The sequence below is a fragment of the Chitinophaga sancti genome, from assembly GCF_034087045.1.
GTDB classification, from domain to species: Bacteria; Bacteroidota; Bacteroidia; order Chitinophagales; family Chitinophagaceae; genus Chitinophaga; species Chitinophaga sancti_B.
On sequence record NZ_CP139247.1, the window covers coordinates 6,556,648 to 6,574,237 of the forward strand.

8 protein-coding genes are annotated in these 17,590 nt (G+C 41.4%); 4 read left to right on the forward strand and 4 right to left on the reverse strand.

The genetic code is table 11. The features are described 5' to 3' along the window. Positions 1 to 5: 5 nt before the first annotated feature. On the reverse strand, positions 6 to 995 hold the full coding sequence (locus SIO70_RS26275) for a manganese catalase family protein (RefSeq protein ID WP_320575811.1): 990 nt from the start codon (positions 993 to 995) through the stop codon (positions 6 to 8). A gap of 543 nt (positions 996 to 1,538) precedes the next feature. Here SIO70_RS26275 and SIO70_RS26280 point away from each other — a divergent pair. Both SIO70_RS26280 and SIO70_RS26285 read left to right on the forward strand, forming a co-directional pair. Continuing rightward, complete coding sequence (locus SIO70_RS26280; protein ID WP_320575813.1) at positions 1,539 to 6,245, forward strand: MBG domain-containing protein; 4,707 nt, start codon at positions 1,539 to 1,541, stop codon at positions 6,243 to 6,245. A 764-nt stretch (positions 6,246 to 7,009) separates the two neighbouring features. Next, positions 7,010 to 7,522, forward strand: coding sequence for an AidA/PixA family protein (locus SIO70_RS26285; RefSeq protein ID WP_320575814.1), 513 nt, complete (start codon positions 7,010 to 7,012; stop codon positions 7,520 to 7,522). 236 nt (positions 7,523 to 7,758) lie between these two features. On the opposite strand, the gene SIO70_RS26290 is transcribed toward SIO70_RS26285, so the two are convergent. Together SIO70_RS26290 and SIO70_RS26295 are read right to left on the reverse strand one after the other, a co-directional pair. After that, the gene (locus SIO70_RS26290) at positions 7,759 to 9,774 is read right to left on the reverse strand and encodes a M13 family metallopeptidase (protein ID WP_320575817.1); all 2,016 of its coding nucleotides are present in this window, start codon (positions 9,772 to 9,774) and stop codon (positions 7,759 to 7,761) included. A gap of 206 nt (positions 9,775 to 9,980) precedes the next feature. Further along, positions 9,981 to 13,544, reverse strand: coding sequence for an RICIN domain-containing protein (locus SIO70_RS26295; RefSeq protein ID WP_320575819.1), 3,564 nt, complete (start codon positions 13,542 to 13,544; stop codon positions 9,981 to 9,983). A gap of 512 nt (positions 13,545 to 14,056) precedes the next feature. Between SIO70_RS26295 and SIO70_RS26300 the strand changes: the two genes are divergently transcribed. Next, a complete protein-coding gene (locus SIO70_RS26300; RefSeq protein WP_320575821.1) occupies positions 14,057 to 14,929 on the forward strand; it encodes an alpha/beta hydrolase in 873 nt (290 codons plus the stop codon). A gap of 968 nt (positions 14,930 to 15,897) precedes the next feature. Continuing rightward, positions 15,898 to 16,293, forward strand: a complete 396-nt coding sequence (locus tag SIO70_RS26305) for a hypothetical protein (protein ID WP_320575822.1) — start codon at positions 15,898 to 15,900, stop codon at positions 16,291 to 16,293. Between the two features lie 39 nt (positions 16,294 to 16,332). Here the strand turns inward: SIO70_RS26305 and SIO70_RS26310 are convergent, their stop codons facing one another. Further along, entirely contained in the window at positions 16,333 to 17,433 is a 1,101-nt protein-coding gene (locus tag SIO70_RS26310) for a hypothetical protein (RefSeq protein ID WP_320575824.1), read from the reverse strand. Between the last annotated feature and the right edge of the window lie 157 nt (positions 17,434 to 17,590).

Genomic DNA, 17,590 nt, shown 5'->3' on the forward strand with positions numbered 1-17,590 from the left:
GACAACTATTGCTTTTGCTTCTTTGTAGACTTTTTAGAACTATTTAGTCCATTTTCTTTGGCTGATTCACTCCATACCTGTTGCCCGATAGGAACTGCCATATTAATTTCTTCGCTCCTCTCCGCGCTTAATGCAATGTCCAATTCACTTACGCCGTCAATTGTTCTTGCTGTACCTGTGGGCTCTACACCGGTAAGTCCATTGGTTTGTAATATGTGCTGGATAGGATCATCAATATACTGCCAGGTTTCGCCAAATTGGCTACTTTCTCCTTCGTTCCAGGGGCCTCTGACAGATGCACCATTTGACATATTAAAGTACAAATTGCTGTAACGTGGATCTGTCTGTAACACACCTGGTGGGAAATTTGGTTGTATTGAATCTAACGCCGCTTCGAATTGTTGGAAGTGAGCAACCTCCCTTGTCATCAGGAAATTCAGCGTCTCTTTTACATATGGATCGGTAGTAAATTGTAACAGGTATTCATAAGTGATCTTTGCACGTGATTCTGCACCAATATTAGAACGTAGGTCAACTGTCAAATCTCCATTACAATCACCGTTAATATATGCAGCAGACCACGGTACCCCCTGGCTATTCGTATATGCAGGTCCTCCGCCACTCGAAACCAAAAATTGCGGTGCTATGTAAGCCTGGTGTATATATGCTTCCTTAGCTTCTTTTCCGTTCAGCATAGTCATGATCTCGGATTCATCAGCTGCTTTTTTCAGGTCGCCATTCACACCCTGTAATAGCATTTGTATAGTTGCCCCCACGATTTCAAGGTGACTAAACTCTTCTGTGGCAATGTCCATCAGCAGATCATATTTATCGGGGAAAGGGTTTCGGGCGCCAAAGGCCTGTCCAAAATATCGTAATGCTGCGGCAAGTTCACCGTTGGCACCACCAAATTGTTCAAGGAGTAAGGTTGCAAATGCAGGATCTGGTCGAGACACTCTTGCATTAAACTGAAGGTCTTTTACATGGTAAAACATAAATAATAGTTAAGTTGGTATTAATGGCACAAATACCTTTCCCGGATTTAAAGTAGAGTTTGTTTGTGGTAACAGAGATGGGCTGTAGGAAACGAATTGATAATATCAGACGATAAAAAAATGCCGGATTTGTTATCAAATCACCAAGCCGTTTTTATAATCAATATGAGTACAATTAACCCCGAAATTCTATTTAAGAACACAGGTCGGTACGACAGAGGAATTATCTAAAATTGAGGGCATGGCTCCCTGGGCAGATTGTACTGCTATACAACCGGGTATAAAAATCAGCAATTTCGCAGCGGGGTATGGGTTCGGGCAGCCTTTTCTTAATTACAATTGAATTATTTTTAAAATAACTTTATTTATATCTTTGTTATCGTTTTTTATAGAAATATGCCGCAACTAATTACCATTAATTTGATTTACAAAGAATTATACAGTTAATTCATTTTTAGTATATGCTGCTTTGATAAGAAAGATATGTTCCTGAATATGGAAATATGAAATTGTTCTAAACAAAAAATGCCTAATCCCCGCCTAATGAATAGATTTTTAAGACTTCTTATTTTATCCCTGACGTTTGTCATTGACGCTTACGCTCAAACGCCGGATGCCAACGGTATTGTATACATTAAAACTGGTGGCACCGGTACTGGTACCAGTTGGGCCAATGCTTCAGGAGATCTCTCTGACGCATTAAAAGCCGCTACGACCAACACGGCCATCAAGCAAATATGGGTATCTGGTGGGACCTGGTTACCTAATTACCCCGCCGATTTTTCCAGTACTAACAACCGGGATAAAACTTTTTTGGTAGTAAAAGACGTCAAATTATATGGCGGATTTGCCGGCACAGAAACGACATTGGCCGAACGCAATTTATCTCTCACTGCAAATAAGACCATTCTAAGTGGCGACTTAGGCACAGTTGATGATCTGACTGATAATGCTTATCATGTAATGATTGCTTCAGGTGATGTAGGCACCGCTGAAATTAATGGCATTACCATCATGAAAGGTACAACAACCACCGGTAGCGAAACAAATACATTAACCGTAAACGGCAATGGCATAATGCGAATAGCAGGTGGCGGCATCATACTATACGGAGCATCGCCAGCTATTAATAATGTTATAATTTGCGGGAATCAGGCGATAGCCGGTGCCGGGATTTACATTGGATATAACTCTTCTCCTAAATTCACCAATTGTATCATAAGTGGTAATAACGCGAATATTAGTGGTACTGGTAATGGCGGAGGAATATTTTCATATCTGTCCACCCCCCTATTCACTAACGTTGTAATCGCCGGGAATAATGCCGCAGGTTGGGGAGGTGTCCTGGCCAACTCATCCAGTACCGTTACATTCAATAATAGTATTATTTATGGCAACGGTACATCTAATCCAATTTATATTATCAGCGGGTCATATACAGCACAATACACGATGGTGCAGAATTTAGCTGCCAATGCGACTAACCATAACCCTGCCAGTACTGATCCTTATTTTGTAAATGCACCTTCCAGTGCTACGGCCCCATTTACCGGGGGAGATTATTCTTTGACTTCATCCAGTCCATTAATAGATGTGGGTAGCAATAATCTATACACCGGTTTAAGTGCCACGTCCACCGATCTGGTTAGCAAACCACGTGTCGCCAATTACAGCACGGGTGGTATCATTGATCTGGGCGCAATAGAATATCAGCCCCTCTCCAGCCAGACAATTACGGTTGCAGATGCGGTGAAAACCTATGGTGATGCTGATTTTGAACCTGTAGCATCTTCCTCATCAGGCCTTGCCGTTACATTGCAGTCATCTGACGCAAGTATCGCCCAACCATACATAGATGCCGCCGATGGAAACAAATGGAAGATCAGTATATTAAAAGCCGGGGTAGCTACAATGACTGTAAGTCAGTCGGGCAACTCCCAGTATGCTGCTGCTACCAATAAGACGTTTACTGTAACTATTAATAAAGCGCCACTAACCATTACTGCCAGTGATCTTACCAAATTATATGATGGTATATCATTCAGCGGTGGGAATGGCGTAACTTATACAGGCTTCGTAAATGGTGACAACGCATCAACAGCAGTAACAGGCACACTCAGCTACACGGGTACCTCTCAGGGAGCGACGGCTGTGAACAGCTACACGATTATTCCTTCAGGCCTTACTGCCGCGAACTATGATATAACATATAACACCGGTACATTAACCATCAACAAGGCTGCACTTACTATTACAGCCAGTAACCTTACCAAAATTTATGATGGTATATCATTCAGCGGTGGGAACGGTGTAACTTACAGTGGCTTCGTGAATGGTGAAGATGCTTCAACAGCAGTAACCGGTACGATCACTTACACAGGTACATCTCAGGGAGCAACAGCAGTAAACAGCTACACGATCATACCTTCAGGGCTTGCCGCCACAAACTATGATATAACATATGCTTCCGGTACACTAACCATCAACAAGGCCACACTTACTATTACAGCCAGTGACCTTACCAAAATATATGATGGTATATCATTCAGCGGTGGGAACGGTGTAACTTACAGTGGCTTCGTGAATGGTGAAGATGCTTCAACAGCATTAACCGGCACGATCGCTTATTCAGGCACCTCTCAGGGAGCAACAGCGGTCAATAGCTACACAATCATACCTTCAGGGCTTGCCGCCACGAACTATGATATAACATATATTGCAGGCACATTAACCATCGACAAGGCTGCATTGGTCATTACTGCCAGTGACCTTACCAAAACATATGATGGTATATCATTCAGCGGTGGGAACGGTGTAACTTATAGTGGTTTCGTTAATGGTGAAGAGGCTTCAACAGCAGTAACCGGCACGATTGCATACTCAGGTACCTCTCAGGGAGCAACAGCGGTAAATAGCTACACAATTATACCTTCAGGTCTTGCCGCCACAAACTATGATATCACATATATTGCAGGCACATTAACCATCAACAAGGCCGCACTTACCATCACTGCCAGTGATCTTACCAAAACATATGATGGTATATCATTCAGCGGTGGAAACGGTGTAACTTATAGTGGTTTCGTTAATGGTGAAGAGGCTTCAACAGCAGTAACCGGCACTATCATTTACACAGGTACATCTCAGGGAGCAACAGCGGTAAATAGCTACACAATTATACCTTCAGGGCTTATAGCCACAAACTATGATATAACATATATTGCAGGCACATTAACCATCAACAAGGCTGCATTGGTCATTACTGCCAGTGACCTTAGCAAAACATATGATGGTATATCATTCAGCGGTGGGAACGGCTTAACTTACAGTGGCTTCGTTAATGGTGAAGATGCATCAGCAGCATTAACCGGCACGATTGCATACTCAGGTACCTCTCAGGGAGCAACAGCGGTAAATAGCTACACAATCATACCTTCAGGGCTTATCGCCACAAACTATGATATAACATATATTGCAGGCACATTAACCATCAACAAGGCCGCATTGGTCATTACTGCCAGTGATCTTACCAAAACATATGATGGTATATCATTCAGCGGTGGGAACGGCATAACTTACTCAGGCTTTGTAAATGGTGAAGACGCTTCAACAACATTAACCGGCACTATCATTTACACAGGTACATCTCAGGGAGCAATATCCGTAAACAGTTATACGATCATACCTTCAGGTCTTACCGCCACAAACTATGATATAACATATGCTACCGGCACATTAACCATCAACAAAGCTGCATTGGTCATCATAGCCAGTGATCTTACCAAAACATATGATGGTATATCATTCAGCGGTGGAAACGGTGTAACTTACAGTGGTTTCGTTAATGGTGAAGACGCTTCAACAGCATTAACCGGCACTATCATTTACACAGGTACATCTCAGGGAGCAATATCCGTAAACAGTTATACGATCATACCTTCCGGCCTTACCGCCACAAACTATGATATAACATATGCTACCGGCACATTAACCATCAACAAGGCCGCACTTACCATCACTGCCGACAATAAATCACGTTGCTTTGGCACCAATGATCCATCATTTACATTTACCTATAATGGTTGGGTAAATGGAGAAAGCATTAATGAACTAGCCGTTCAGCCAGTAGCCACCACTATTGCTACAGCAGCTACAGCAGCAGGTAATTATGACATCATACCTTCTGGTGCTGCAGCATCCAACTATACTATCTCCTATGTAAATGGCACTTTAACCATTTATGCACTTCCCTCAGCTACCCTGAGCGCAACAGAAGGCTCAGTGCTTTGCGGTAACAATGCGACCATAACACTTACCGCTTCCGGAAATTATACCTACCAGTGGTTGCTGGATAATAGTCAAATCAATGGTGGAGAAACCGGTACCCTTTCATTAACAACAACCGGTGTATATACTGCTGTTGCAACAGATGGAAATGGATGTACTGCTTATGCAACCAATAGTATTACTGTTAGCAGAATTCTGCCTCCAACAGCAGCATTTACCTTTAATACATATTGTGTAAATACAGCGGTTACATTCACCAATACATCTGACATTCATTCAAGTGGCCTGGTAGATTATACCTGGAGCAGCGGTGACGGGCAAACAGATAATAACACTGACGCCCATTTTACCTATACCACTCCCGGTGATTTTACGGTATCTCTAACAGCAACACCACAGGAATGCCCATTACTGGCAGCCACTTCAACACAAGTTATAAACATCGCATCACAACTTGCAGCTACGAGACTAACTACAATAAATACCACATCCGGATTACCCACCCAACTATCAGCGCGTAATCTTTCAGATGCAGTATACACCTGGACTCCTTCAACCGGGTTATCTGATGTAACTATATATAATCCTATAGCAACAATACAAAGTAGTCAGGAATATCAAATACAGATGGTTTTCCCATCAGGTTGCATAACAACGGACACATTGTTGGTAAACCCAACTATCAGGTATGATATCATCGCGGCAAATGCTTTCACACCAAATGGCGATGGAATAAATGATGTATTCAGAGTAAATCTGAGAGGAATAAAAGAATTTAAATTCCTGAGGATATATGATCGTTGGGGCAATAAAATATATCAAACCAATGATCCTGCAAAGGGGTGGGATGGTCATTATGGTGGCGTACTACAGCAGGTAGGCACATATATATGGAACGCAGAGGCAATAGATACTAATGGACACACTATTCTACGGCAGGGTGTCGTGACATTAATACAATAAAATAACAACGGGCTTCGAAGTAAGTAACTTTGAAGCCCGTTATTAATTTTGCCATGCAAAAGCCTATAAGAAAGCCCCCCATCATGTTATAAATACAGGTTTCCGGAAAAGTTGGCTGTGTAATAGCATTTACGGCATATAACCTGGATAGTCATCCCACTACCAATCCGGATTATATTTTTGATTACAGTAGTAATATTATCAACGTAATGATTTTGCATGACCAGCTGTTTCTAACAACCAGTGAGGGGTACTTTCTCCACTATGACCTACCTGTATGGTAAGGGTATTGTCTTTATTCAGTGCTATGCGTTTTGAAGGAAATTATTTCTATTCACGAACAAAATTCAAAGAAGGCTGTCATCTAACAGTGAAAAATTACTAACTCAAATAACCAATTAGTTCACCGCTTCCTAACCTCAATAACCAAAACAAATAAAAACATACATACACCACATAAAAGATGGGTATAACTGCTCTGGTAAATAATGATACCCCGGCATATAATATTAATTCCTGCTGCAGGCTGGTATCTATTCGCATGTTTACTCCTTACCTGGATTCATCTCGCCGGAGATAATCATTATTTCTTTGTCTGATTCTGATATGTATCATTTATACATATACGTATTTCTATGGCGGATACCGAAAAGCCAAAACAGAGTAGGTAAAACTTTAATCCACATTTTATGTCAAACACAGCACAAGCACCAGTCCGTTCACGGACAACTCAAAGATCAGTAGCTAACACGGTCAATTTAATCATGGTTGTTGACACTGACGTTATTAAAGCAACATATGGCCGAAATGCAGGCCCGAATGAAGCCCGTGGTCTTGACCATCATGAAGGTATCAACCTGATATGCCCTAAAGCGAATTATAAAGGGCAGGCCAATGGACAGAGTGACCCGGCTAATATTATCTTCTCTGCAAATGTGCAGGATTATGTAGCATTCTGGGCTACTACTATTTCCAATAATTCTGACGATGCTGTTATCATCTATAATATATCACCCAACAGTGGTAATCCAAATGTGTTTAATCCTTTCCGGTCAGATGAGGAAGTGAGAAGCGGTGCTGTGGTACCTTCACAACCAGATGCCGTGCCGGGCACGCAGACCTCAGTAACGTTTTATTCCTTCGAGTCCAAGGTTAAAACTAAAGGTACAGAAGCCTTTACCATATATTTTGCACTATATGAAGTAGATCCGGCTAATCCGGAAAATCAGATCCTTTATGGTTGTTACTTCTGGGATCCAACAATCCAGGTACAATAATCGGGATAGCTTTACACTACATATTGAAAGCTTTATGTGCAGGGGATGTATCATAAGTTGCCGGAAGGCTCTGAGAATTGCATGTACGAAAATTCGCTCCATCAGGTACCCGAATAAAACGGGGCTGTCTCGAAGTTTTGAGACAGCCCCGTTTTAGTGGGATGAGGACCAGCAATTTTAATCTCAAGTTCCCTAAATACGAAAAAAGCCTTTTGAAGACGTACTAAATACGCAGCTTACCATATCCTGATCCGCTTATCCTCCTCCAGGTACATTTTCTGTCCAGGTTGCACATTAAACGCTGAGTAGAATGCCGGAATATTCATCAGTGGACCATTTACACGCCAAATGGGTGGAGAATGGGGATCGTTATTGACCCAGTAGCGCAGGTATTCGTCTTTCATTTTCACCCGCCAGATCCTGGCTATTGAAAAGAAAAATCGCTGATCAGGTGTAAACCCACCGATCTTCGTTGTATCCTGGCCTTGTTTGGTCATTTTAAACGCATCATAAGCTACGGCAATCCCGCTTAGATCCGCTGTGTTTTCACCTACTGTAAGCGCCCCTTTTACATGAATACTGTCTAATACGGTGAATTGGCTGTACAGGTCAATAACCTGTTGTGTTTTGGCTTTAAACTTCTCGTAGTCCTGAGGTGTCCACCAGCTTTTTACATTACCGTCTTTATCAAACTGGGCCCCCTGGTCGTCGAATGTATGCGTCATTTCATGGCCGATCACCATGCCAATACCCCCATAGTTAAGCGCGTCGTCCGCGTTGTTGTCAAAGTAAGGCGGTTGCAGAATTCCGGCAGGGAATACAATTTCGTTGGCGTAAGGATTGTTATAAGCAGTAACAGTGGAAGGTGTAGTGAACCACTCGGTCTTGTCAACAGGCTTACCCAGTTTGGCCAGGTTATATTGAAAGTTGTTCGCGGCTGCCGATACCACATTTTCAAAATATTTATTCCTCACCACGGTAACATTTTTATATTCGCGCCACTTATCGGGGTATCCGATCTTTTTGGTGATAGCAAATAATTTCTCTTTGGCTTTTTGTTTGGTACTATCACTCATCCAGTCCAGCGAGTCTACCCTATTGGAAAATGCTTTCTGCAGGTTATTCACAAGCTCCAGCATGCGTGTTTTGGCAGACTCCGGGAAATATAGCTTCGTATATAATTGTCCCAACGCCTGGCCAAGATAGGCATCTACAACGCTGGACATGGTCTCGCCGCGTGTTTTTTGCATGGCCTGTCCCGTAAGGGCTTTATTATATTCAAAGGATGAATTTACAAAGGGTTTGCTGAGGTAGTCAGCATAATTACTGATATAATTCGCTTTCAGGTAAATTTTCCAATCCTCGAGCGGGATGGACTTTAGGAGTGTATTCAATTTATCATAATAACCTGGTTGGGCTACATCCAGCGAATCCATGGTAGCATTAAGATTTTGGAAGAAAGTCTTCCAACCTATATTAGGTTGTTGCTTATTTAAATTACCCAGCGCTACTTTATGGAAATTGTCTTTTATATTCCGCAGTTCAATATTGGTTTTATGTGATGTTGCCAGTTGCTTTTGGATATTGTAAACAAGTGCAGCATTTTTTTGGGCTAGTGCAGAATCGCTTCCAGTCAAATTAAAAAGATCTGAGAGATATTTTTTATATGCTTGCTGTATAGCAACAGTGGCGCTGTCCGTCTTGAAGTAATAATCCCTGTCAGGCATGCCAATGCCTGTTTGATAAATATGCCCCATATTCATGCTACTGTTTTCCTGATCGGGAGAAACCTGAAAATCAATAAGGGATGGGTTTGACAATTTGGTTTGCTCCACTATGAAACTAAGCATATCAGCAGTACTGGTGATGGCATTGATCCGTGACAACCCCGTTTTGAGAGGTTCAAAGCCACGTTGTTCGATGGTATTGGTATCCATTCCGGCAGCAAAGAAATCACCGAGTTTTTGTTCAAGGCTGCCAGCGGGGGGATTACTTTTTGATACGCTATCAAGGATACCCTGTAATCTGAGACGTTGCTGATAGTTCATAAACCGGTATGCTCCCACACCCGACTGGCTGGGTGGAATTTGTGCGGTATCATACCATTTTAGGTTTACATAATTATAAAAATTATCGCCTGGCCGGATGGCAGAGTCGATACCTTCAATAGCAATAAAGGGTTTTTCGTTAGTTCGTGGTTGACAGGCAACAAAAGAAACTAAGAAAACGGATAGAAAGAACCAGTTTTGCATATGGATTAGATTGGTTGCGAAATGATGATGGTCGTTTATAAAGATATAATTTCTATCTTATACATCATACATTCAGATGTTGAGGCTACGTAAATATTTCATCGAAATTGATGCAGTACCACTTGGTAGAAGAAATGGATTTTTGTCCTTAGTTGACATTTAAAAAACAAGGAAGGTCCATCATTCCTGATGAACCTTCCTTACAATTAGTACTTCACAACCTTCTTACTCACAACTTTGTCACCAATCGTAACATTGATAATATAAATCCCGGCAGGCAATGCAGACAGATTAAACTGCTGACCGCTGTAAATCTTCTGGGGCGGACTCACCAATGTTCCGGATGCATTGTAAATACGCATATAAAGGTCTTCTTCTTTTGTAGCAGCCAACTTTACCGTTATCATGTTTGTAGCAGGGTTAGGATCTACAGAAAGTGAGGACATAGTTGCTGTGGCAACAGCAGCCGCAGCGGCGGTGAATGCCCACTGACCATTTATCTGTCCGATATTTGACCATTGATGTACCAGTCCTCCGCCTGAAACACCATTTACCTGCAACACCTTTCCACTGTGTTTAGCAATCATCTTATAGTAACCGTCTCCGGTAGCAACGATGATAAAATTCTGATGACTTTCAACCGGATCATGATATGGGTACTGAATTACATTGGTACCATTTAAAAGAGAAGCGGCATTTACATCCAGCGATTTGCTGCTGTGTTTAGCGAGGATCTTATAATTACCATCGCCCAGGTGAGTAAGGATAAACTGCTGGTTGGCGTTACCGTTATAATCAGAGTGAATAACACTGGCACCATCGGCAGTAGATGCACCGTTTACATCCATCTGTAAACCACTGGCCCTATTCTGTAAAAAATACGTACCGGAGAGATTGGTAACCCCATTCGTCAATACACGTATAGAGGTCGTTTTATCATGTAGTGCAGACCAGGTAATACAGTTATTATTTGCAGTCAGCGTTTCTGTCTGACCAGTAAAGTTATCATCTGCATACAGCATTACTTTATATCCTTCGGCTACTACCAATGATGAGATCGCATCATCAGGTATACCTTTTGCATTCATCTGCGCCAGTGTATAGTTGCCTACAGGCAGACTGACAGCAGTTCCGCTATAATTACAATCTACATAAGCGATCACCGGATCTGTACTACTAAATGCCAAAGCGGTGAACTCCCAGTTTCCCGGACTCACTTTAAACTGTACAGATACATCATTCTGCTGAAAGAACGTAACACCACTCACACCACCTAAGAAAGTACCATTTTTCCATACGGTTATACCTCCTACCTTAATCTCAGCAATAAGGGTAGACAATACATCTTTTGGAACACTTACAATGGCAGTGGTGCCGGAAGGGGATGTCAGGCTTTGTGTAAAACCAGTGCTGTCAAGAGAGAAGCTGGCAATTATATTTCCTTTCACACTGGGTACTACGCCAGCAAATTGCGTAACGCCTCCCGGCTGTGGAGCAAATATAAACTCCGCATAAGCAGGTTGTGTAGGACGGATACCCAGGAGGTAAGCACTCATCACATATAAGGGACCGGCGGACCATGCATGGTTATTACTGGAATATCCTGCATTACTGTTACTTTCTGTAAAATCTTCCCACAGGGTAGATGACCAGCTGTTGATCATCGGCGTAAAACGATTCTTCATGCGTGTAATAGCAGCAGTAGGGTCCAGCTTAAACAGGTTTTCTTCAACGTACATTTCCTGGTAAGGGCCTGCATCATTTCTGTTTTTCAAAACACTCAGCGCACCAGCTTTCTGCTGATCATTGGCCAGTCCGGTAGATAAAGCCCAGGCATTACTTCGGTCATCAACCAGGCGGGATGACACATTGCTGGACATATAGGCACGTGATGCGCTGTTCCAGAAATAATTATTGAAGTTGTTCTTCACCTTTGTCTGCAGCTCCTGGTAATAAGTCGCATCGGCAGTCTGTCCTAAAAGGTTAGCTGTATTAATAGCGGTTTCCAGCACAGAGATATAAAGTGCGTTGAACACCGTATTAGCACTGCCTACAGGTACGGGATCAATGTTAGTACCCCAGTCAATCCAGTTCCATGCATCATTTTGCAACAGGAGCATACCATCAGCATTAGAGCTGACTACACAAAACTGGATGTATTTTTTTAATTGCGGATAGATTTCCTGTAACAAAGGTCTGTCTCCGGTATACATATAGTACTTCCAGATCATGGCAACTGCAGCGAGGTTCTGATCAGGCAGATGAAAGGAGGTACCTGGTGCTGTAGTATAGAGGGAACCATTTCCTTTCTGTGTATTCATCAATTCGCGGAAAGCTTTGCGTGTCAGTTTATTTACACTGGTATCGTATAAGTAGAATGAGTAGAGGATTTGTTCAGATACATCTCCCCACCATTGGCCACGTTCCCGGTCAGGACAATCATAGTACTGGTCACGCATACATACTTTGGACGTGTTCTTCGCCTTTGTCCACAAAGTATTTAACGATGCATCAGAAGAATTAAACTGGCCGGTGATATCTACATTATAGCTGGACTCTCTGTATTTCAGACCCAATATCTGTACTGTCCCTGTTACGTTTGAAAACTCGTAGGTAACGGTATGATTACTTGAGTTCTGCCATGCAAAACACTCAAATTCCTGATCACCGGCTTTGGTGATATATTCCTGCCAGTAATGCCTGTTTACAGTAATTTTTATTTTCACGCCTGCAGGAGCATTTACGTGCAAATAGGGACGCAACTGTATATTGGTACCAACAGTACCGGTGATAGTCGTATTAGCTGTAACAGTCGCTGGTATTGAATTCTGATAATTGCTTAATTCAGCCTCTCTCCAGAATGGGATACCGCGGGGTACGAGTGAATTCCAGGGTGCAACTGGGGGGAGGCCTTTCTTTACGGCTGTAGCCCATGAGGCATCGTTAAAACCTGCGCTTGTCCAGCCGGCGGGTTCATTTGCGGCATCGTAGGAAACAGGGAATGCAATCCATTTGTAATCCTGTCCGTTCAGAATTAATTGAGTGGTAGCTCCAAAAGAAGGATGCACGCTGTACTTCCATGTATCATCTGACACAACTACGGAACCGGCATCAAATAATAAACCGCCATTGCCGACAGCCCGTTCTGAATAACCATTCTGTCCTCCTTTATACCATACCAATACGGCAATGGTATTCTCACCTGCCTGCAGATAGGGTGCAATATCTACTTCATCATAATAAGTATTCACCAGATCAGGACGAATAGAGAGCCCACCATCTTTTACCACCAGCTGATTATTTACATACAGCCAGTACTTATTTTCTGCGGCAATTTTAGTGAGTGCGGTGGCGGGTTTGGAAGCAAGGCTTAGCTTTTTCCTAAAAGCGATCCAGGTATTTGCCGGACCCGCATTAGGAGACCAGATCCAGTTGGCCGTTCCCTGTGAAGGGGGAATCGTACTGACAATAAAAGAGGTTACCTGGTCATTCCATTCAGTACCAATCCATGTAGAAGATGCAGTGGAACTAAAGGATTTTCCGGTAAAATTATCATCCGCAAAAAAGGTAACCTGGTACCCTGCAGGGATGGAAAAGGAAGAAAGGGCATCATCCGGGAAACCAGCTGCATTCATATCTGCAAGCCTGTAATTTCCAACGGGGAATGAGATAGCGGTACCTGCATAATTAATGTCACTGTAGAGTACCACTTGGGCATGGGTGGCTAACGTACAGACCAGCAATAACAGCATTATTGTTTTTTGCTTCATAGGTTGTTGATTTTGAGGGTTTATTGGTGAAAACGTGAACTACAGATTATAGAATTTCATAAGGGAAATTGACATAAGCCTTGAAAAGTAAAAATAAAATTCCGATTAACTGTCCTTAGCTGTCTAGGATCTTATATGGAATATGATCGATTCAATGGTAGCTGACAAATTTTGACGCTTTTTGCTTAGGAATTAAATAAAATTCCTTTTTTTTGAATCAAATTATACCGGTTTCCCCCAAATTAAATAACTACCGGATTCGAGTGATGTGTCGATTAAAGAAATTTGAATGGTTTTAAATGAATAATTGCAAGGAGAATGTTCTATGCGCTAAGTGAAGTCTTTCGTCTTACCCTATCGTTTTTTGTTTTATACATTACAAAGAATAGGAGTCTAAATAAAAGTGTTTGTCAGGATTCGCCCCTAAATTGTCGTTTTTGCCCCGCGGAGAATCATAAAATGCTTCTGACCTTTATATTATCACGGACAATCAAACTAAACCGGGCACCATTATGGAAAATATATTAAAACCAGGAAATCTTTTCAAATTATTCATAACCGCAATTATTATGACTGGAGCATCTATATCCAATGCACAACAAATCAAACCTAATAGCAGTGGCTACGCACCAGCTAATGGTACCAAAGTTTATTACGAAGTATACGGTGATGGTAAGCCTATTGTTCTAATACATGGTGCTTATTATACAATCGAAATGAATTGGGGGGAATTAATACCTGAATTGGCAAAAACAAGAAAAGTAATTGCTATAGAATTGCAAGGACATGGGCATACACCCTATTCAGATAGAAAATTATCCCGGGCAACTTTAGCTAGCGATGTGGAGAAGGTAATGGATTACCTGAAAATTGATAGCGCGGATATTACGGGATATAGTTTTGGTGGTCAGGTAGCCTACCAGTTCGCGATACAAAGTCCTAAACGATTGAGAAAATTGGTCATCATATCTTCTGTTTATAAAAGTGAAGGCTGGATAACCGAAATAACGGGTGTTTTTAAAAAAATGAAGCCTGAGTTGTTTGCAAATTCGCCTTTGCAAGCCGCCTATGATGCTGCAGCACCAGATAAAACAAAATGGAATATGTTCCTGGAACAGATGATTGCCTTAGCCGGAGAGCCATTTAATTTGGGTGACGACAATATAGCAAAAATCACTGCACCTGTATTAATCATATCAGGTGACAATGATGGCATGGATAAAATCGAATTGGCAAAAACATATAAATTATTGGGAGGGGGTGTTTCTGCTGATATGCAACCAATGCCAAAATCACAGCTGGCCATTATTCCCAATCAAAGCCATGTTAGCCTCATGAATCAGACAAAAACAATATTCAGTTATTTAGATAGCTTTTTACAATAACCAGTACAATTGGATGTTGACCATTCGGGCGAAATTTTATTATGCTGATAGAAATAAAAGGGGGGAAACAAATAATTGTGATAAAGTAGCAATGTTTTATCTTGTTGTGAAGAAAAGTGATTCGCCTCCTTGGATCATGACAGAACAGTCAATTTCAATCTCAAACTTCCCAAATACAAAAAAAGGCCTTCAGATTTTTCATCAGAAGGCCTTTAATATTTGCTAAACCCGGTCAGTTTATTTAGCGGAGAAAGAGGGATTCGAACCCCCGGACCTGTTACAGTCAAAATCATTCACGACATGACCTCCCATTTCGATCTCTAACACCCCTAAATACAAAAAAGGCCTTCAGATTTTTCATCTGAAAGCCTTTAATATTTGCTAAACCCGGTCAGTTTATTTAGCGGAGAAAGAGGGATTCGAATGTTCTGCGTTTCTGAGCCACTGTAGCGGGTTTTTAAAACCCGACTTCTGAAGTGCCATGATTTACGCTTATGAAATTCGCAATTCCCAAAAATTGCCTCCGATCTGTCAAAAAACTTATTTTGCGGAGAGGGAGGGATTCAAATAGTTTAAAAAAACATTTGATAATCAGTGGCTTGTAACGGACTTGTCCGAAGTGCCACGATTTACGCTTCCTCTCCTAAATGCTATTACAGACCTGCTCGCCAAGATTATTAGCGCTTGCCAAGCAAGTAATTTATCAATGAACAATAATCCGATTGTTTGTTAAACAAAATTATGCTTTTGACATAAGAAATACAACATAAACATGGGAGCAAACACATTAATTGCGTATTGCGACATAGGGTATAATTTCAGTATCGAGTTGCAGAAAATTTAGTGCAGAGTCAGGAATCAATAAGCTTGGTATGGCAAATTATACTATTCATATTATAATATTATAAATGAAAGTAAGTAATACTTCTTACTTTTAGGGTGAGAATTGGCAAACATTGTAAATCGCTATGATCGAAATTACTATCGGAGTTTTAGGCTTGCTGATTGCCTGGTTTACTTATCAGAAAACGTTCCTTGATAAACCTAAAGAAGAAATAGAACATTTTATCCTTCAGTTTAAAGCAACGCAAGCTACATCGGTTAAGGTTAGAAATCAGCTAATTTCGTTGGTAGATATCCAGCACATAGGAGAAAGCGATATTTTTCAAGGGGTTACTTTTAATACTTATATCAAATTGATGAAAGAGTCGTATGATAAAAACCTTTCTGATGAACTCCTGTCAAATATCCTGACAATGAACCCCTCTAAGGCCATACTTAAATCCATGACAGACAGTCTGGAAAAGCAACTTGCTGAATTGATACAACTCGAAACGATGATTTTTGCGCGGTTAAATGCATGATTTCTAAAGGACCTATACCTTCAAAATTAGGCCTGCCAACTAACTAGGACGGTGCCTGATATGGGTGATCTTGAAATCCAAACTGTATCCTTTGGTTTGGTTTGTCCATAAGTTCTTTTCTACAGACAATTTAGCTAAAGCATTGCTACCCACCGTATTTTTCGCTTTAATTATCGCGCCTTTGATTTTTTCGGGCAAATGCTCCCCAAATAAACTTTGGTAAAGGATTTCTGCGCATTGCAGCAATTGCATCCGGGATAACGAGTTGTCGATGGTTCCATTGTACACCTTTAGCCCGAGATGGAGTTCTGTTGCTATCAATTGCTCACCAAGCACCATATAAGTTATAGTATCTGAGAATATAGGGTCGTCAGTTAATTTAAAAGGAAGGGAAATCGCACAAAACTCCTCATCCATAATATTTCTGTAGTCAGGCGTTTCTATTCCCTTTGCAACCAATAAATCTTTAACTTGATAGGGTGACCATCCAAGCCCCTCGTTTACCGTGTGAGGATTTTGTTCCGCATTTTGCAGGGTTTTAACTAATGTTATGGCCTCATCGACTTCTTCACGGGTTTGCAGGTTCTTGGTAAAAACCATTCTTTTCCATCGCTCCATTCCTTCAAGGTCGCCATGAAACCGGAGCATGGCTTTAAACATGGCGTACTTATAAACACCAGGCAATCGGAAGTGCCTCTTTAAAACCACAAATGCCGTTTCATAATGGGTAAACATCGCTATTCCGTATAAAAAAGGAAGGAACATCAGCGACAAGAACAGCGGCATGATGAACTGCATTGCTGTCAGTCGGTTAAGATAGTCGGTATAATGATGGATCAAATGGAAAATTACAGCAGCTAAGGAAATAAGTCCCAGGAAAATATATAAGCCGTTTATCAATTTATGCACCTGCCTATGCTCAGGTTTTCTTTCGCTGAAAGCCAGCATACCACCAATGAACACAGCAATAGGAACTATTAAAATTTCAATCCACCAGTCAAATGTATATAGGCCGACGATATATTCAAAAATAACCGAAAAAGCCACAAGAGGCCGTACCACCTGTTTCACAAACTTTTTAAAGCTATTGATCTTGGCAGCATTATACATTAATGGTAAGGCGACGAACAGGAACCACATTATGGTGTCTTTGATCAGCGAGGAATCCCATACGTAAACCTTATAAAGTACCCAAACGCATAGGAAAAGATAAGTCAGGGCGATCAGATAAACGTAAATAAAACGTTTACAGAAGAAGGTTTTTATCAAATCGGTAAGAGATGACCGATTTTTTCCA